At 60.6% G+C, this 16,803-nt stretch carries 16 protein-coding genes; 6 read left to right on the forward strand and 10 right to left on the reverse strand.

Annotation, left to right across the window (positions count from 1 at the left end):
• Positions 1 to 97: 97 nt before the first annotated feature.
• The 3 genes from BW967_RS02125 to BW967_RS02135 all read left to right on the forward strand — a co-directional run bounded on the left by BW967_RS02125 (position 98) and on the right by BW967_RS02135 (position 3,208).
• Positions 98 to 664 (forward strand): DUF924 family protein, encoded by a 567-nt coding sequence (locus tag BW967_RS02125; protein WP_076483368.1) that lies wholly within the window; start codon positions 98 to 100, stop codon positions 662 to 664.
• Between the two features lie 118 nt (positions 665 to 782).
• Positions 783 to 2,177, forward strand: a complete 1,395-nt coding sequence (lpdA, locus tag BW967_RS02130; protein WP_076483587.1) for a dihydrolipoyl dehydrogenase — start codon at positions 783 to 785, stop codon at positions 2,175 to 2,177.
• Between the two features lie 302 nt (positions 2,178 to 2,479).
• Positions 2,480 to 3,208 carry a Hint domain-containing protein gene (locus BW967_RS02135; protein WP_083951858.1) on the forward strand — a complete coding sequence of 243 codons (729 nt, stop codon included), beginning with the start codon at positions 2,480 to 2,482 and terminating at the stop codon, positions 3,206 to 3,208.
• Between the two features lie 97 nt (positions 3,209 to 3,305).
• Here the strand turns inward: BW967_RS02135 and BW967_RS02140 are convergent, their stop codons facing one another.
• Positions 3,306 to 3,680 (reverse strand): rhodanese-like domain-containing protein, encoded by a 375-nt coding sequence (locus tag BW967_RS02140; protein ID WP_076483588.1) that lies wholly within the window; start codon positions 3,678 to 3,680, stop codon positions 3,306 to 3,308.
• A gap of 256 nt (positions 3,681 to 3,936) precedes the next feature.
• Between BW967_RS02140 and uvrA the strand changes: the two genes are divergently transcribed.
• The gene (gene uvrA / locus BW967_RS02145; protein ID WP_076483370.1) at positions 3,937 to 6,810 is read left to right on the forward strand and encodes an excinuclease ABC subunit UvrA; all 2,874 of its coding nucleotides are present in this window, start codon (positions 3,937 to 3,939) and stop codon (positions 6,808 to 6,810) included.
• A gap of 127 nt (positions 6,811 to 6,937) precedes the next feature.
• On the opposite strand, the gene BW967_RS02150 is transcribed toward uvrA, so the two are convergent.
• From BW967_RS02150 to BW967_RS02185, 8 genes are all read right to left on the reverse strand, one after another.
• Positions 6,938 to 7,246, reverse strand: a complete 309-nt coding sequence (locus BW967_RS02150) for a hypothetical protein (RefSeq protein ID WP_139327780.1) — start codon at positions 7,244 to 7,246, stop codon at positions 6,938 to 6,940.
• A 199-nt stretch (positions 7,247 to 7,445) separates the two neighbouring features.
• Positions 7,446 to 7,637 carry a YgaP family membrane protein gene (locus tag BW967_RS02155; RefSeq protein ID WP_076483372.1) on the reverse strand — a complete coding sequence of 64 codons (192 nt, stop codon included), beginning with the start codon at positions 7,635 to 7,637 and terminating at the stop codon, positions 7,446 to 7,448.
• A gap of 149 nt (positions 7,638 to 7,786) precedes the next feature.
• Complete coding sequence (locus tag BW967_RS02160; RefSeq protein WP_076483373.1) at positions 7,787 to 8,449, reverse strand: Crp/Fnr family transcriptional regulator; 663 nt, start codon at positions 8,447 to 8,449, stop codon at positions 7,787 to 7,789.
• A gap of 68 nt (positions 8,450 to 8,517) precedes the next feature.
• Entirely contained in the window at positions 8,518 to 8,856 is a 339-nt protein-coding gene (locus BW967_RS02165; protein WP_076483374.1) for a hypothetical protein, read from the reverse strand.
• 85 nt (positions 8,857 to 8,941) lie between these two features.
• Positions 8,942 to 9,814 carry a 3-hydroxyisobutyrate dehydrogenase gene (gene mmsB / locus BW967_RS02170; protein WP_076483375.1) on the reverse strand — a complete coding sequence of 291 codons (873 nt, stop codon included), beginning with the start codon at positions 9,812 to 9,814 and terminating at the stop codon, positions 8,942 to 8,944.
• A gap of 31 nt (positions 9,815 to 9,845) precedes the next feature.
• Positions 9,846 to 10,889: an enoyl-CoA hydratase/isomerase family protein gene (locus BW967_RS02175; RefSeq protein WP_076483376.1), complete on the reverse strand. Its 1,044-nt coding sequence runs from the start codon at positions 10,887 to 10,889 to the stop codon at positions 9,846 to 9,848.
• Complete coding sequence (locus BW967_RS02180; RefSeq protein WP_076483377.1) at positions 10,889 to 12,034, reverse strand: acyl-CoA dehydrogenase family protein; 1,146 nt, start codon at positions 12,032 to 12,034, stop codon at positions 10,889 to 10,891. The genes BW967_RS02175 and BW967_RS02180 overlap by 1 nt, the downstream gene beginning before the upstream one ends.
• A 214-nt stretch (positions 12,035 to 12,248) precedes the next feature.
• Complete coding sequence (locus tag BW967_RS02185) at positions 12,249 to 13,748, reverse strand: CoA-acylating methylmalonate-semialdehyde dehydrogenase (RefSeq protein WP_076483378.1); 1,500 nt, start codon at positions 13,746 to 13,748, stop codon at positions 12,249 to 12,251.
• 149 nt (positions 13,749 to 13,897) lie between these two features.
• Between BW967_RS02185 and BW967_RS02190 the strand changes: the two genes are divergently transcribed.
• Positions 13,898 to 14,842 (forward strand): LysR family transcriptional regulator, encoded by a 945-nt coding sequence (locus BW967_RS02190; protein ID WP_076483379.1) that lies wholly within the window; start codon positions 13,898 to 13,900, stop codon positions 14,840 to 14,842.
• 111 nt (positions 14,843 to 14,953) lie between these two features.
• On the forward strand, positions 14,954 to 15,448 hold the full coding sequence (gene coaD, locus BW967_RS02195; protein ID WP_076483380.1) for a pantetheine-phosphate adenylyltransferase: 495 nt from the start codon (positions 14,954 to 14,956) through the stop codon (positions 15,446 to 15,448).
• 125 nt (positions 15,449 to 15,573) lie between these two features.
• Here the strand turns inward: coaD and BW967_RS02200 are convergent, their stop codons facing one another.
• Entirely contained in the window at positions 15,574 to 16,650 is a 1,077-nt protein-coding gene (locus BW967_RS02200) for an Mrp/NBP35 family ATP-binding protein (RefSeq protein WP_076483381.1), read from the reverse strand.
• Positions 16,651 to 16,803 lie beyond the last annotated feature (153 nt).

Consider the following 16,803-nt stretch of genomic DNA (forward strand, 5'->3'; position numbering starts at 1 on the left):
TCTTGTCACAGCGCGCCGGGAATCCCCCGCAAGACTTGCGCTTTGACTTAACTCGGGCAGGCTGAAGCTGTGCTCAACCCAAAATGGGGGTCCACCTATGGAAGCGATCAAGGATCTGATCGCGTTCTGGCACGACGATGTGGGTGCAGAACGCTGGTACAACTCGACGCCGGAACTGGATGAAGAGATTTTGTCGCGCTACTCGGCTTTGTGGCAAAAGGCGCAAGCTGGAGGATGTGATGATTGGGCGGAAACGCCCGTGGGCGCTTTGGCGCTGGTGATTTTGTTCGATCAACTGCCGCGCAACATGTTCCGCGGCTCGCGCCAAGCCTTTGCGACCGATGCCCAAGCGCTCAAAGTGGCGACGATGGCGGTGGAGAAGGGCTTCGACATGCAGATCGAAGACCCGCTGCGGCAGTTCTTCTATGTGCCCTTCATGCATTCGGAAAAAATCGCCGATCAGGAAAAGGGCGTGCTTTTGGCCGAAGAGCGGATGCCCGACGAACACCTGCAGCATGCTAAGGCGCATCATGCGATCATCGCCCGCTTTGGCCGCTTTCCGTGGCGCAACGAATTGGTGGGCCGCTATTCCTCGGATGAAGAGGCCGCCTTCCTTTGGGCGGGGGGCTATGAGCGGATGCTGGCCTCGGTTGGCGGGCGCTAAGACCCGGTTTTGATCACAAGCGCGCGCCTTTGGGCGCGCGTTTTGCTTTTTGACCTGCGACTTCTTGAAGCGGGCGGCAAAATAGTTTAATGCCAAACCATCTGAGATGGAGGGTTGCATGGCCGCGAAAAGCTTCGACATGATTGTGATCGGTGCCGGTCCGGGCGGTTACGTGGCCGCGATCCGGGGTGCGCAGCTGGGGCTCAATGTGGCCGTGGTGGAGCGTGAGCACCTTGGCGGCATCTGCCTGAACTGGGGCTGTATCCCGACGAAAGCGCTGTTGCGCAGCGCCGAAGTGTTCCACCTGATGCACCGCGCCAAGGAATTTGGGCTCAGTGCCGACAAGATCGGCTTTGACCTTGCTGCCGTGGTGGCGCGTAGCCGCGCGGTTGCCAAGCAGCTTTCGGGCGGCATTGGCCATCTGATGAAGAAAAACAAAATCACCGTGCTGATGGGCGAGGCGAGCGTGCCGCGCAAAGGCGTGGTCTCGGTCAAGACCGACAAGGGCACCGAGGAAATCACCGCCAAGAACATCGTCCTTGCCACCGGGGCCCGCGCGCGGCAATTGCCGGGGCTGGAGGCCGATGGCGATCTGGTTTGGTCCTACAAACATGCGCTGGTCGCCAAACGGATGCCGAAGAAACTGCTCGTCATCGGCTCGGGCGCGATTGGCATTGAATTCGCCAGCTTCTTCAACACGCTCGGCGCCGATACCACGGTGGTGGAGGTGATGGACCGCGTGCTGCCGGTGGAAGATGCCGAAATCTCCGCCTTTGCGAAGAAGCAATTCGTCAAGCAAGGCATCAAGATCCTTGAAAAAACCACGGTCAAACAGCTTGATCGCGGCAACGGCAAAGTCACCGCGCATCTGGAAGATGCCAAGGGCGTGACCACGGCGGAATTTGACACGGTGATCTCGGCTGTGGGGATCGTCGGCAATGTCGAAGGGCTGGGGCTTGAGGCGCTTGGCGTGAAGATCGACCGCACCCATGTGGTGGTGGATGAATTCTGCCGCACGGGCGTGGACGGCCTTTACGCGATTGGCGATATCGCCGGTGCGCCGTGGTTGGCGCACAAAGCCAGCCATGAAGGCGTGATGGTGGCAGAACTGATCGCGGGCAAACATGCCCATCCGATCAAGTCGGGCTCGATTGCGGGCTGCACCTATTGCCACCCGCAGGTGGCGAGCGTTGGCATGACCGAAGCCAAGGCGAAAGAGTCGGGCTATGAGGTGAAGGTGGGCCGCTTCCCCTTCATCGGCAATGGCAAGGCGATCGCTTTGGGTGAGGCGGAGGGGATGGTGAAAACCGTCTTTGACGCGAAAACGGGCGAGCTTTTGGGCGCGCATATGGTGGGCGCGGAAGTGACCGAGATGATCCAAGGCTATGTGATCGGCCGCACTCTGGAGACCACCGAAGAAGATCTGATGAACACCGTCTTCCCGCATCCGACGCTGAGCGAAATGATGCATGAATCGGTGCTCGACGCCTACGGCCGCGCGCTGCACATGTAAGCCGCGAGGCCACGGGCCAAGAATTCCCCCCAGCGGGCGCGACCAAAGCGATGCACGAAAGTGGGCCAACATCGTGAGGGCGCGCGCCTGCCGGGGGGATGCATATAGCGGTTGCAGCTGACCGTGCGCGCCACCGTCTCTGGCGCCACTCGCCACCCCGCTGCCGGGTGTGCACGGGTCAGGATAGAAATTCCATTATCTGCATGTGTTTCCAGCGTTTTTTTGCTGAATGCGCCTGTCAGCATCTTTTGTGAAAGCTTTGTTTACCTCTGGTTGTGTACCGATTGGTGCAGAAGTACGCTATGGGTGTAGAAAGCATGTTAGAGCGATTAACGAGGCATAATAGCTTTTTTGATTTTGTAGGAGTTCGGAAGGCAGATCGCCGAGAAAACAGAAAGATGCGAGAGGCATGTTTGACATGCCGATCAGGTCTTTATAGCGGTGTCGAAATTTTAACACCTAAGGGGGAGGTCGCCGTTGAATTTTTACGCGTGGGCGATTTTGTAAAAACCTTTGATCATGGCTTTCAGCGAATAACGCGGATAAAGCAATACGCGCCCGCAAGCTTGAAGGTCGACTTGCCGGAGAAATTTTGGCCCGTGTGCCTACCGCAAGGTTTCTTTGACAATCGGCACGATGTACTGGTCGCGTCAGATCAATATGTGCAAATCGAATCCAGTGCGGCAGAGATCGCTTACGGCGACCCTCACGTCTCTATCCCTGCGCGGGCCGGGTTGATCTTTCCCGAAATCACGCAGGTTGCACCACCAGAAGACAAACAGTTGTTTCGTATCTTTTGCGAGCGTGATGAATTGCTCGAAACAGGCTATGGCTGGCAATATCTTGCGCGTGGTTCGATTTATTTGGGCAATAGCTTTATCTTCTGCGAAGAAGAAAATAACATGCCGCTTTCCTATACAAAAATGCCTTATCAAGATGCCGTTGATTTGGTGAAAGCAGATGTTGAAATAATGGGTGGGTTAGAGCCGTATCGCGAAGCCCTAACCAGATTATGCGTGGCGCATCATTGACGCCTAAATAATGGCGCCGCTTTTCCAAGTGCGCCGTGAGCTTATGCCCATCTCGCAATAAAAAAGGGGGCCGCGGCCCCCTTTCTTCCATCGCAGCTTAGCGCACCACTTGGCCGCCGCCGTGGTGCCAGTCGTTTAGCCCGCCGAGGTTGAAGACCTTGGTATAGCCCAGCGACACCAGCATCCGCCCCGCGCCTTGGCTGCGCGCACCAGAGGCGCAGTAAAGCACCACGGGTTTGTCGAGCGACAGCTCTTTCAGGCATTCGGGGCTCGACGGGTCGCATTTCATCGACAGCGACATCATCGGCACATGCAGCGCGCCCTTGGCTTTGCCGGTGGCGCGAAGCTCCATCCCGTCGCGCACATCAAGCAAAACCGCTTCGCCTTTGGCAACCATTTGCACCGCGTCTTTCGGCGCGATCCGTTCGACGCGACCTTGCCCTTGGCCAGAAGGGCGCAGGAAGTTGAACATCTCGAATTCCTTCTTTTGCGGCGCCAAAGGGGAGGGGCGCCTGTCGGTTTCATGTGGCAGAACGTTGCGCGGTTTCAAGCGCTTTTGCCTCAGATATGCGAAGAAATGAATAATTGCCATGCTGCGCGGCAGCAACAAGCGGCAGGCCGCGCAAATCTTTGGCGCTTGGCGAAAAAGTTCTCCTTCTGTTCGCATTTTCGCATTGGAGACTCGCCCGCGACCCCCTATCTATTGTGGGCTTTGAACGGAGACGGGTATGGCCGAGCAAAAATTCATCGAGGTGCGGGGCGCGCGCGAGCACAACCTCAAGGGGGTCGATCTCGACATCCCGCGCGATGCGCTCACCGTCATCACCGGGCTGTCGGGCTCGGGCAAATCATCGCTCGCCTTCGATACGATCTATGCCGAGGGGCAGCGGCGCTACGTCGAAAGCCTGTCGGCCTATGCGCGGCAATTCCTTGATATGATGGGCAAACCCGATGTCGATCATATTTCGGGGCTGAGCCCCGCAATCTCGATTGAGCAAAAGACCACGTCAAAAAACCCGCGCTCCACCGTGGGCACGGTGACCGAGATTTATGACTATCTGCGGCTGTTGTTTGCCCGCGCGGGCACGCCCTACAGCCCCGCGACGGGGCTGCCGATTCAGGCGATGCAGGTGCAAGACATGGTCGATCGCGTGATGGCGATGGAGGAGGGCGCGCGGGGCTATTTGCTGGCCCCCGTCATCCGCGACCGCAAGGGCGAGTATCGCAAAGAGTTTGCCGAATGGCGCAAGGTGGGCTTTCAACGGGTGAAGGTGAACGGGGCCTTTTACGACCTTGAAGAACCGCCGACCTTGGACAAAAAATTCCGCCACAATATTGATGTGGTGGTGGATCGGATCGTGGTCCGCGAAGGGTTGGAAACGCGGCTGGCCGACAGTTTCCGCACTGCGCTTGATCTGGCCGATGGGATCGCGCTTTGGGAAGAGGCGCTCTCGAATGATTCAATTGAAGCGGGGCAAGAGCCTGCGCGGGTGACGTTTAGCGAGAAATTCGCCTGCCCGGTCTCTGGTTTCACGATTCCGGAAATTGAGCCGCGTCTGTTTTCGTTCAACGCGCCTTTTGGCGCCTGCCCGGCTTGTGACGGGTTGGGGGTTGAGCTTTTCTTTGATGAACGGCTCGTGGTGCCCGACACTACACTAACGCTGATGGCGGGGGCGCTTGCGCCTTGGGCGAAGTCGAAAAGCCCTTACTTCACGCAAACGATTGACGCGCTCGCCAAGCACTATGGGTTTGATAAGCGCAAACCGTGGAAAGACCTCAAGCCCGAGGTGCAGCGCCTGTTCCTCTATGGCTCGGGCGAGGAGCAGATCAAATTCCGCTTTGACGAGGCCGGGCGGGTCTATGAGGTCAGCCGGACCTTTGAGGGCATCATCCCCAATATGGAACGCCGCTACCGCGAGACGGACAGCGCTTGGTCGCGCGAAGAGATGGAGCGCTATCAAAACAACCGCTCTTGCGGGGCCTGCCACGGCTATCGGCTGAAGCCCGAGGCTTTGGCAGTGAAAATCGCCGGGTTGCACATTGGCCAATTGGTCGAAATGTCGATCCGCGAGGCGCATGACTGGATTGGCACCGTGCCAGAAACGCTCGGCACGCAGCACAATGAAATCGCCCGCCCGATCTTGAAAGAAATCCGCGAGCGGTTGGGGTTCTTGGTCAATGTGGGCCTTGATTACCTGACGCTTTCGCGCGCGGCGGGCACGTTGTCGGGCGGCGAAAGCCAGCGGATCCGGCTGGCCAGCCAGATCGGCTCTGGTCTTACGGGGGTGCTTTACGTGCTCGATGAACCTTCGATCGGGCTGCACCAGCGCGACAATGACCGGCTGCTTGGCACGCTGAAAAACCTGCGCGATCAGGGTAATACGGTGCTGGTGGTGGAGCATGATGAAGATGCGATCCGGCATGCGGATTACGTTTTTGACATTGGCCCCGGCGCGGGCGTGCATGGCGGCCAAGTGGTCGCGCGCGGCACACCTGCCGAGATTGCGGCGGACCCGGCGAGCCTAACGGGGCAATATCTCTCTGGCACCCGCGCGATTGAAGTGCCGCCCAAACGCCGTAAGGGGAATGGCAAGAAGCTCAAGGTCTCAAAGGCGTGCGGCAACAACCTCAAAGATGTGACGGTGGACTTCCCGCTGGGGAAATTTGTCTGCGTCACGGGTGTTTCGGGCGGGGGCAAATCCACCCTGACGATTGAAACGCTTTATAAAAATGCAGCGATGCGATTGAATGGCGCGCGCGAAACCCCCGCGCCTTGTGAAAGCATTCGCGGCTTTGAACACCTTGATAAGGTGATCGATATCGACCAACGCCCGATTGGGCGCACGCCACGGTCGAACCCCGCCACCTATACCGGGGCCTTCACCCCGATCCGCGATTGGTTCGCGGGGCTCCCCGAGGCGCAGGCGCGCGGCTACAAGCCGGGGCGGTTTTCCTTCAACGTCAAAGGTGGGCGCTGCGAGGCCTGCCAAGGCGATGGCGTGATCAAGATCGAGATGCACTTCCTTCCCGATGTCTATGTCGAATGCGAAACCTGTAAGGGCCACCGCTACAACCGCGAGACGTTGGAAATTCAGTTCAAGGGCAAGTCGATTGCCGATGTGCTGGATATGACGGTGGAAGATGCGCAGGAGTTCTTTAAAGCCGTGCCCGCGATCCGCGAAAAGATGGATGCGTTGGTTGAGGTCGGGCTTGGCTATATCAAGGTTGGCCAGCAGGCGACCACGCTTTCGGGCGGGGAAGCGCAGCGGGTGAAACTGTCTAAAGAACTCAGCCGCCGCGCGACGGGCCGCACGCTTTATATCTTGGATGAGCCCACCACGGGGCTGCATTTCGAAGATGTCCGGAAACTTCTGGAAGTTCTGCATTCTCTGGTCGAGCAGGGCAATACGGTGGTGGTGATCGAACACAATCTCGATGTGATCAAAACTGCCGATTGGATCATCGACATTGGGCCAGAGGGTGGCGATGGCGGCGGGCGTATTGTGGCCGAGGGCACACCCGAACAAGTGGCCACGGTGCCCGAAAGCCATACCGGGCGCTATCTTGCGCCAATGTTGGGCTTGCCGGTCGCGGCGGAATAAGGGCAGGGGGGGGCGCTGCCCCCTCTTTTCCTGCGGAAAATTCATCCCCGGGATATTTAAACAAAGTCGAAGGGCAAAGCGTTTCGCTTCAACGTCGCGCCGCGCCAGAAAGGGCAGCGCTGCGCGTTTAGCGGCGGCGCATACGGCCCAGCACCTCGATCACCTTGCCGGTCTCGGCAGAGACTTTGTAGATGATCCGGTGGTGTTCATAATAGCGCCAAGGGCCATCCACCGGGGGCAGATTGTAGCGCCGCAGATCCATCAGCATGGATTGTTCATAGACCGGGAAATCATCGCCCACCGCATAGTCCGGCGCGCGCGCGTTTTCGAGTTTCCAGCGGTGGCCGTATTTGCAAAACCGATCCCCCGTTGCGTCCAAAATCCGACATTCGGAGGGCTGCTCGGCCTGCGGCACTTGGGGGCCAATCGGTGCCACGCTTTCGGCGCGCGCGGGGAGCGCTGCGCAAAGGGCAACTAGCAAAAGGGCAGGGCGGAAGCACATGGGCACAGTGTAAAACCGCCCCCGCCAAATGAAAACCCGCCGAAGGCGCGGGGGGCCGTCGGCGGGTTTGCCCCGTAGCAGAAAATCGGTGGCTCTGGCCAGCCACCGATGCGCGGGGTTAGCTCTTGCCAGGTTAGCTCTTGCAGGTGTTGATGCCCACGATCGTGTAAAGCGGGCAGGAGCCAGCCAGACCGGTGATCAGCGGCACGACGCCGATCAGCCAGAACCACGAGGCTTCGGGCATCAGGAAATAGGCGGCCAGCATGGCGGCGCCGAGAACGATGCGGGCGATTTTATCCATCCCGCCGACGTTGTTCTTGAACATATGCACTCCCTCCAATCGGCCCGCGACAGCGCGGGTTTGTGGTAAAGGAGATAGCACGCGGGCGCTTTAGCGTCGGTGACGTGATCACCAAGGCCGATCACAGGGACGCGAGCGGATGTTTCAGGCGCCCCCCGGTCACGCTCCCTCAGTCACGCGCCTTCAGTCACCGCATCAAGGCGTTTGAGCGCGGCAGCGTCGCATATCTCAACGAGCCCGCGTTCGGTGCGCACCCAACCGCGCCGGGCAAAAGCATCCAAGCGGCGCGAAACCACCTCGCGCGCCGAGCCGATTTGCGCGGCAATCTCGGCATGCGTTGCGGCGACGCGGCTATTTTCCGCCCGCGCCAAAAGCCAGCTGGCCAAGCGGCTTTCCACCGATTGGAACGAGACCCGCTCCATCAGCCGGATCACCTCTTCCATCCGCACCGCCATCGACGAAAACACAAGCGCGCGGAACGAGGGGCTGTCTTCCATTAACCGCAAAAAGGTCGGGCGGGGCACGAGCACGATGCGCGAGGGCGTGGTGGCAATGGCCTCGCCGGTGTAATCTGCCTCCCCCAAAAGGCCGAGTGTGGTTTGCACGCAGGTTTGGCCGGGCTCGACCGCGTAAAGCATCAACTCGCGCCCATTGGCGCCGGTCAAAAACACCTCGACCCGGCCTTGCAGCACCAAAACAAAGCCCTGAACCGCATCGCCGGGGCGAAACAGAACGGCGCCCTTGGGCACATCCATCGGGTTTAGATCTTGCAGCAATGCCCGCTCAGGGGCACCGAGTCGGGCAAGGGCGGGGGAGGTCTCAATCCAGTGCGTCATGATTTGGATTTAGGCGTGCGGGGGCACGAGTTACAAGCCCCCGCAGTGGGTTTTGCCGTCGCGTCGGCTTAGTTGTTCAAAAGCGCCGTCAGCAGCCCTAGCACCGCCATGGTATTGAGCGTCTCGGAATCGATCAGCACCACGCGATTGTCGACCACCCGGTATTCCTGCCCATGGGGGGGCGGCGGCAGGCGGCGCAATTGCGCGCTGCTCGGCGCATGGCCGGGCGCTTGTTTGGCGGCTTGCGGGGCTTGTTTCTTAGCATGGCCGGGGGGCGTGTTGTGGCCGGGGGCAGCACAGCGTGCGCCGGGGGCGCTACAGTCTTGCGGCGGATTTGCCATCGCGGCGGGGGCAAAGCTTGCAATGGCAATGGCGAGGGCAGCAAGCGTCAGGGGGGTCTGTTTCATGGGTTCGATCTCCTTGGTCTGAAGATCAAACGCGCGAGCCGGGCAAATCAGTCGCCCCGCTCGCAGTTTTGTGAGGAAAATCCGCCTATTCGCGGCTGCGGTTTTCAAAGCGCGGCAGCATGGCCGAGAAATCCATCCCCTTGCCGCCCTCTTCTTCGACAAAGCGCGCATAAAGCGCCGCCGCCTGTTGGCCCATCGGCGTATCGGCATCGACCGCTTCTGCGGCCTGCTGGCTCAGTCGCAGGTCTTTGAGCATGAGTTCCGCCGCGAAGCCGGGTTTATAGCCATTGTCGGCGGGGCTTTTCGGGCCAACGCCGGGGGCCGGGCAATAGGCATTCATTGTCCAAGAATAGCCCGAGGAGGTGGAGACCACATCGAACATCTTGGCCCGATCAAGGCCCAGCTTATCGGCCAAGGCAAAGGCTTCGCAGGTCGCGATCATCGTCACGCCCAAGATCATATTGTTGCAAATCTTCGCCGCTTGGCCCGCGCCGGGGGCGCCGCAATGCACAGCCTTTTGCCCCATGATCGCAAAGAGCGGCTCAACCGTGGCAAAGGCTTCTGCCGTGCCGCCGACCATGAAGGTGAGCGTGCCAGCGGTGGCGCCGCCAACCCCACCAGAGACCGGCGCATCCAAAGCGCCAAGCCCGGCTTTTGCGGCTTGTTCGGCGACCGCGCGCGCGCTTTCGACATCCACGGTTGAGCAATCACATAGCACAGCCCCGGGCACCATCGCCGGGATCACCTCTGCCGCCACCGCGCGCAAAATCGCGCCATTGGGCAGCATGGTGATCACCACCTCCGCCCCGGTGGCCGCTTCGCCTGCCGTGGCCGCTTTGGTCACGCCCGCCGGGCAGGGGGCGGCAAGGTCAAACCCCACCACCTCATGGCCCGCCTGCACAAGGTTCGCCGCCATCGGCGCGCCCATATTGCCAAGCCCGATAAATCCGATCTTCATCTGTCCTCCCCCAAATATCAGACGCCTCTCCTCAAGCGTCGAAGTCGATCTCCCACTCCCGCGGCAGAGGGGCCAGGAGTTTCGTCACCAGCGCTTCGGGCAAGGTGTCGAGGCTGTAGGCCCATTGCGGGTTGCGGTCTTTGTCGATGATCTGCGCGCGCACACCTTCCAAAAAGTCGCTGTGCTCCACTGCGCGTAAGGTGAAACGAAACTCGTTTGACAGCGCCTCGCGGATATTGGGCACGGCGCGAGTCATGCGCACCAGTCGCAGCGTGCATTCTTCACTGAGCGCAGAGTTGCGGCGCAAAGTGGCCAGCGTCTCGGCGGCGAATTTCGTGGGCAGGTTTTCGAGCTTTGCCACGATCGTCGCAATATCCTTACCGCCAAAGATCGTTTCAATCTCGGGGCGGCGATCCGCCAGAAAGCCTTTGTACTCGGGCTGGAAGCCGCGCGGGATCACCGAAGCCTCGCCGCTTTCGGCCAGTTGCGCAATCACCTCGGGCCAGCGCGCTTCGGGCAGGTAGATATCGGCAAAGCCCGCATAAAGCGCATCCGCCGCGCCAATCCGGTTGCCGGTGGTGCCCAGATATTCCCCGACCCGCCCCGGTGCACGCGCCAAAATCAGCGTGCCGCCGACATCGGGAATAAGCCCGATCCCGGTTTCGGGCATGGCGATTTGCGTGCTTTCGCCGACCACGCGGTGGCTTGCATGGCCGCCCACGCCCACGCCGCCGCCCATCACGAAGCCCTGCATAAAGGCGATGATGGGTTTCGGGTATTCAGCGATTTTTGCGTTCATCCGATATTCGGCGCGCCAAAACTCGGCCCCGACCTGCGGATAGCCCGCGCGCCCGGCTTTATAAACGGCGGCAATATCGCCGCCTGCGCAAAAGGCCCGGTCGCCCTCGGCATCAATGATCACAAGCTTGACTTCCGGATCATCGCGCCAAGCGTCGAGCGCCTGCTCAATCGTGAAAGCCATGCTTTCATCAAGGGCATTGAGCGCCTTGGGCCGGTTGAAGGTCAGCCGCCCCGCGCGGCCTTCCTTGCGAGCGATCATCCAGTCTTCTTGCATCAGCCGCGCTCCGCCAGCAGGCTGCGGCTAATGATCAGCCGCATGATTTCATTGGTGCCTTCCAAGATCTGATGCACACGCAAATCGCGCACGATCTTTTCGATCCCGTAATCGGCAAGGTAGCCATAGCCACCATGCAATTGCAGGCATTGATTGGCCACCTCAAAAGCGGCGTCGGTGACGTAAAGCTTTGCCATCGCACAGAATTTCGTGGCGTCTGGGGTGCGATTGTCCAATTTCCAAGCGGCTTGGCGCAAGAAGATGCGCGCCGATTGCAGCTTCACTTCCATCTCGGCGAGCCGAAATTGCAGCGCTTGGAATTGGTCAAGCGATTGGCCAAAGGCTTTGCGCTCACCCATGTAGGAAAGCGTGGCCTCAAGCGCCGCCTGCGCGCCGCCCAAAGCACAAGCGGCAATGTTAAGCCGCCCGCCATCAAGCCCCGCCATCGCGTAGCTGAACCCTTTGCCAAGTTCGCCCAGAAGGTTCTCCGCCCCGATCACGCAATCATCAAATTGCACCTGCGCGGTGGGTTGCGCGCGCCAGCCCATCTTATGTTCTTGCGCACCAAAGCTCAGCCCTGGTGTGCCGGCTTCGACGATGACGGTGGAAATCCCTTTTGGCCCCGCGTCTCCGGTGCGCACCATGGTGATATAGGCATCCGAATAGCCGCCGCCCGAGATGAACGCCTTGGTGCCATTGAGCGTGAACTGCCCCGGCGTTTCCTCGGCGCGGGTGCGCAGCGCGGCCGCATCGGAGCCAGAGCCGGGCTCGGTCAGGCAATAGGAAAAGACGCTTTCCATCGAACAAAGCTTCGGCAGATAGCGCGCTTTCAAATCCGGTGCGCCGAATTTGTCGATCATGCCGCCGCACATGTTGTGAATGGACAAGAAGGCCGAAACGGCGGGGCAGGCCATCGCCAAAGCCTCAAAAACGAGCGTCGCATCCAAGCGGCTCAGCCCCGATCCGCCATACTCTTCGGAAACATAAATCCCGCCCAAGCCGAGCGCTGCCACTTTGGGCCACAAATCGCGCGGGATCGTGCCAGCCTCTTCCCAAGCCCGCGCATGGGGCGCGATTTCATCTTGGCCAAAGGCATAGGCCATATCGAAAATGGCCTGTTGCTCCTCACTGAGCGCGAAATCCATGCCTTCCTCCCCAAAGCCTGAATTGAACACCTGTTTATTTTGGAAACCTTGCACCAGTGTTGCAAGGGGCGGGGGCGGGGCGCTGCCCCTCTTGGCCTGCGGCCAATTCACCCCGGGATATTTTGAGCAAGATGAAACAGCCCCCTTTCATCTTGCTGCAAATATCCCCGCCGGAGGCAGACCGCGCCAAAGGCGCGGCCCGCTTGCGGTGAGATCAGTCGAGCGCTTTGAAGTTCAGCGCGACACCGTCTTTGATACCCGAGAACCACCGCGCGGTGACGGTTTTGGTTTTCGTATAGAAGCGCAACGCATCGGGGCCATATTGGTTGAGATCGCCAAAGGCCGATTTCTTCCAGCCGCCGAACGTGTAGTAGGACAGCGGCACCGGGATCGGGAAGTTGATCCCCACCATGCCCACATTCACCCGTGCCGCAAAGTCGCGCGCCGTGTCGCCATCGGCGGTGAAGATCGCGGTGCCGTTGCCGTAATCATTGTCGATGATCAGCTTCAGAGCGTCTTCATAGCTGTCTTGGCGCACCACGCTCAAGACCGGGCCAAAGATCTCTTGTTTGTAGATCTCCATCTCCGGAGTGACTTTGTCAAAAAGGCTCGGGCCGGTGTAGAAGCCGCCTTCATAGCCTTGGATCGTCAGGCCACGGCCATCAATCACCAGCTCCGCGCCCGCTTCCACGCCCGAGGCGATCAGCCCTTCGATCCGCTCTTTCGCTTGCGCGGTGATCACCGGGCCAAAGTCCACATCATTGCCGCCGGTATAGGGGCCGACTTTGAGCTTTTCGATCTTCGGTACCAGCCGTTCGATCAGCGCTTCCGCCGTGCCTTTGCCAACCGGAACGGCGACCGAAATCGCCATGCAGCGCTCGCCCGCCGCGCCATAACCGGCACCGACCAGCGCATCCGCCGCTTTGTCCATATCGGCATCGGGCATGATGATCATATGGTTCTTGGCGCCGCCAAAGCATTGCGCGCGTTTGCCGTTCGAACAGGCACGGCCATAGATATATTGCGCGATCGGGGTCGAGCCGACAAAGCCCACCGCTTGGATCGTGTCATTGTCCAAAATCGCATCCACGGCTTCTTTGTCACCGTTCACGACTTGCAGCACGCCATCGGGCAAGCCCGCTTCTTGCGCGAGTTCTGCCAGCCGCAGCGCGGTCGAGGGGCAGCGCTCCGAGGGTTTGAGGATCATCGCATTGCCCGCCACCAGCGCGGGGCCCATTTTCCACAGCGGGATCATCGCCGGGAAGTTAAAGGGCGTGATGCCCGCAACAACGCCAAGCGGTTGGCGCATCGAATAAAGGTCGATGCCGGGGCCCGCATCGCCGGTGTATTCGCCCTTCATCAGCGCGGGCGCGCCCATGCAAACCTCGATCACCTCAAGGCCGCGCTGCACATCGCCGCGCCCGTCCAGCAGCACTTTACCGTGCTCCATCGAGACGAGTTCCGCCAGCTCATCCATATGCTGGTTGATCAGATCGCCAAATTTCATCATCACCCGCGCGCGGCGCTGCGGGTTGGTGGCGGCCCAGCCCGCTTGGGCTTTTTCTGCCGCGGCCACAGCGGCATCCAGTTCCGCTTTGGTGGCAAGCGCGAGTTTCGCGATCACTTCGCCCGTGGCCGGGTTCAGCACTTCCGCAAACCGCCCCGAGGTGCCGGGGACCATTTTGCCGTCAATCCAGTGTCCGATCTCTTTCATCTTTTCCTCCCTATAGTGCCTGCGCCGTCTGTGGCGTCTCGTGCGTTTGGGTGTTTGTGAGTGGGTTCCGGCGACACTCTAGCCTTGCGAAAATGCGCCATAAAGAGGAAGTCTGGCAAAAGCGTTTTGCAATAATGCAAAGGTGGGGCATGGATTGGGATGATTTGCGGGTGTTTTTGGCCGTGGTGCGGGCTGAAAGCCTTTCCGGCGCGGGGCGGGCGCTGAAATGCGATGCCGCGACCGTGGGGCGGCGTGTTGCACGGCTGGAGGAGGCTTTGGGCAATGCGCTTTTCGTTAAATCCCCGCAAGGCTATGCGCTGACAGAGGCGGGCGGGCGGCTCTTGCCCCATGCCGAAGCGGCGGAGGCCGCCTTTGCGGGTGCGGCCGAGGAACTTTCGGGCACCGGGCGGCAACTTACCGGGCAATTGCGCATCGGCGCGCCGGATGGCTGCGCGAATTACCTGTTGCCGCAGGTCTGCGCCGAGATTTGCGACAGCCATCCGGGGCTCGAGATTCAGATCGTCGCTTTGCCACGGGTCTTTAACCTCTCCAAACGCGAGGCGGATATGGCGATTGCCGTTTCACCGCCCACGGCGGGGCGCCTTACGGTGCAAAAGCTCGTTGATTATCAACTGCATCTGGCCGCGCATGAAAGCTACTTGGCCGCGCATCCACCGATCCTGTCGCGCGCCGATCTGCGCGCGCATCGGATCGTGGGCTATATTGCCGATATGATTTTCGACAAAGAACTCGACTATTTGGCCGAGACGCGGGCGGAGGGCGTGGGGCTCGCATCCAATTCCGTTTCGGTGCAAATGCAGATGCTGCGCGCGGGTGCGGGGCTCGGCATCGTGCATGATTTTGCGCTGCCCTTTACGCCGGGCGTGGTGCGGGTGCTGCCCGAGGAAATTGGGCTGAGCCGCGCGTTTTGGCTCATTCGCCATGCCGATGATCGCCGCTCGGAACGGCTTGAACGGCTTGCCGCCGCTTTGGGGCGCGGCATGCGGCGCGAGGTGGCGCGGCTTGAAACTTTGGCCGCTGTAGGGCAGGGGGTGGGCTCTCCCACCCGCGCGGTGGTCGCGCCGGGGCTTTGAGGGCTTAAGGGGTGTGACGCTGCGCTGCGCAGCGAGTGGGTTGCAAATCGGGTGCGAATGCTGTTGCGTGCGCTCACCCGTTCGTGAATGCGGCGCAGGAGGAGGGCACCCATGCGCATCGGTCTATATCCCGGCACCTTTGACCCGGTGACGCTTGGCCATACCGACATTATTCAGCGCGCGCTGGCGCTGGTGGATCGTTTGGTGATCGGCGTGGCGATCAACCGTGACAAAGGGCCTTTGTTCACGCTCGAAGAGCGTGTGGAAATGCTGCAAGCCGAATGCGCGGGCATCACCGCCAAATGCGGCGGCGAGATTGTGGTGCACCCGTTTGAGAATCTGTTGATTGATTGCGCCCATGATGTGGGGGCGAGTGTGATCATTCGCGGCCTGCGCGCTGTGGCGGATTTTGAATATGAATTCCAGATGGTTGGCATGAACCGCGCGCTGGATGACAGCGTTGAGACGGTGTTCATGATGGCCGATGCCCGGCGTCAGGCGATTGCCTCGAAGCTGGTGAAGGAAATCGCGCGCCTTGGCGGCGATGTGTCCAGATTCGTGCCGCCTGCGGTGGAAGAACGGCTCGTCGCGCGACTGCGGGGCTAAATCGGCCCTCTCCGTGGGGGGCTAAGGCCACGGCCGCTTTTATCTTGCGCGAAATATCCCGGGGGGGGCGGGGGCAGCGCCCCCGCTGGGTCGCTTCGGCAGCGCCGAAGCGAAACCCGCTTTTCTTACGCGACCCCTGCGTCAATCACATGGCGGGCAAGGGCAGCATAGGCCTCTGCTGCCGGGCTGTCGCCCGCTGCAATCGGCGTGCCTTCATCGCCGGCAATGCGCACTTCCAACGCTAAGGGGAGGGCGCCCATGAAGGGCAGGCCGAGCCGCGCGGCCTCGGCTTCCACGCCCCCATGCCCAAAGAGATGCGCCTCATGGCCGCAATTGGGGCAAACATAGGTGGACATGTTTTCAATCAGCCCAACCACCGGCACCTTCAGCTTGGCAAACATATCGAGCGCTTTCTTGGCATCCAAAAGCGCCACATCTTGCGGGGTCGACACGATCACCGCACCATCAAGCGTTGCTTTTTGGCACAGGCTCAATTGCACATCGCCGGTGCCCGGCGGCAGGTCGATCACGAGCACATCCAAATCGCCATAAGCATTCCAGCGCACTTGCCCCAAAAGCTGTTGCATCGCGCCCATCAGCATCGGGCCGCGCCAGATCACCGCCTCATCTTCGCGCAGCATCAGCCCCAAAGACATCAGCACCACGCCATGCGCCATCACCGGCAAGATCGTATCGCCGTTTTCGGAACCGGGGCGCTCGGTCGCGCCCATCATGCGCGGCTGGCTCGGCCCGTAGAGATCGGCATCCAAAAGCCCAACGCGGCGGCCCGCTTTCGCCAAAGCGACAGCAAGGTTCGCCGCCACGGTGGATTTGCCGACGCCGCCTTTGCCCGAGCCCACCGCCAAAATGTGGCGCACGCCGGGGACCGGGGCAGGGCCTGCCTGCGGGGTTGGGTGGCCTCCGATCTTCACGCCTGATTGCGGCTTCTTCGCCCCCATCCCCTTGGGCGGGCCTGCCGGGATCACCACGGAAAGGGAGCTGATCCCTTCAAGACTGCGCACCGCTTGTTCCAAAACCGGGCGGATCGCCACCAGTTCGGCCTCGGGCGCCCCCTCAAGCACGAACCGCACCACACCCGATTCGACCGCCAGCGCATGCACCAGGCCGCGGCTCACGGCATCTCCGCCTTCCAGCGGGGTATTGCGCAAACGTTCGAGCACTGATTCTTTCGTAAGAGCCATGAATTTCTCCTGTCGATTTGCGGGCGACTGTGGCGCTTTTGCCGCGCTTCGCAAGGGGGCAGACCCCCTCCACGCAAGATTCGCCTCTTTTTTGAACTGTTCCAAAGCGAATTAACGCAGTTTTGGGGCGGAAACAGGTCAGAATCCGTTATG

Origin of the sequence: Rhodobacter aestuarii (genome assembly GCF_900156655.1) — a bacterium.
Classification (GTDB): Bacteria; Pseudomonadota; Alphaproteobacteria; order Rhodobacterales; family Rhodobacteraceae; genus Rhodobacter; species Rhodobacter aestuarii.

What these genes read in the sequence shown, in the direction of transcription:
- BW967_RS02125 (WP_076483368.1), top strand. Translation starts at nt 98, where the DNA reads ATGGAAGCGATCAAGGATCTGATCGCGTTCTGGCACGACGATGTGGGT.
- lpdA (WP_076483587.1), top strand. Translation starts at nt 783, where the DNA reads ATGGCCGCGAAAAGCTTCGACATGATTGTGATCGGTGCCGGTCCGGGC.
- BW967_RS02135 (WP_083951858.1), top strand. Translation starts at nt 2,480, where the DNA reads ATGGGTGTAGAAAGCATGTTAGAGCGATTAACGAGGCATAATAGCTTT.
- BW967_RS02140 (WP_076483588.1), bottom strand. Translation starts at nt 3,680, where the DNA reads ATGTTCAACTTCCTGCGCCCTTCTGGCCAAGGGCAAGGTCGCGTCGAA.
- uvrA (WP_076483370.1), top strand. Translation starts at nt 3,937, where the DNA reads ATGGCCGAGCAAAAATTCATCGAGGTGCGGGGCGCGCGCGAGCACAAC.
- BW967_RS02155 (WP_076483372.1), bottom strand. Translation starts at nt 7,637, where the DNA reads ATGTTCAAGAACAACGTCGGCGGGATGGATAAAATCGCCCGCATCGTT.
- BW967_RS02160 (WP_076483373.1), bottom strand. Translation starts at nt 8,449, where the DNA reads ATGACGCACTGGATTGAGACCTCCCCCGCCCTTGCCCGACTCGGTGCC.
- BW967_RS02165 (WP_076483374.1), bottom strand. Translation starts at nt 8,856, where the DNA reads ATGAAACAGACCCCCCTGACGCTTGCTGCCCTCGCCATTGCCATTGCA.
- mmsB (WP_076483375.1), bottom strand. Translation starts at nt 9,814, where the DNA reads ATGAAGATCGGATTTATCGGGCTTGGCAATATGGGCGCGCCGATGGCG.
- BW967_RS02175 (WP_076483376.1), bottom strand. Translation starts at nt 10,889, where the DNA reads ATGCAAGAAGACTGGATGATCGCTCGCAAGGAAGGCCGCGCGGGGCGG.
- BW967_RS02180 (WP_076483377.1), bottom strand. Translation starts at nt 12,034, where the DNA reads ATGGATTTCGCGCTCAGTGAGGAGCAACAGGCCATTTTCGATATGGCC.
- BW967_RS02185 (WP_076483378.1), bottom strand. Translation starts at nt 13,748, where the DNA reads ATGAAAGAGATCGGACACTGGATTGACGGCAAAATGGTCCCCGGCACC.
- BW967_RS02190 (WP_076483379.1), top strand. Translation starts at nt 13,898, where the DNA reads ATGGATTGGGATGATTTGCGGGTGTTTTTGGCCGTGGTGCGGGCTGAA.
- coaD (WP_076483380.1), top strand. Translation starts at nt 14,954, where the DNA reads ATGCGCATCGGTCTATATCCCGGCACCTTTGACCCGGTGACGCTTGGC.
- BW967_RS02200 (WP_076483381.1), bottom strand. Translation starts at nt 16,650, where the DNA reads ATGGCTCTTACGAAAGAATCAGTGCTCGAACGTTTGCGCAATACCCCG.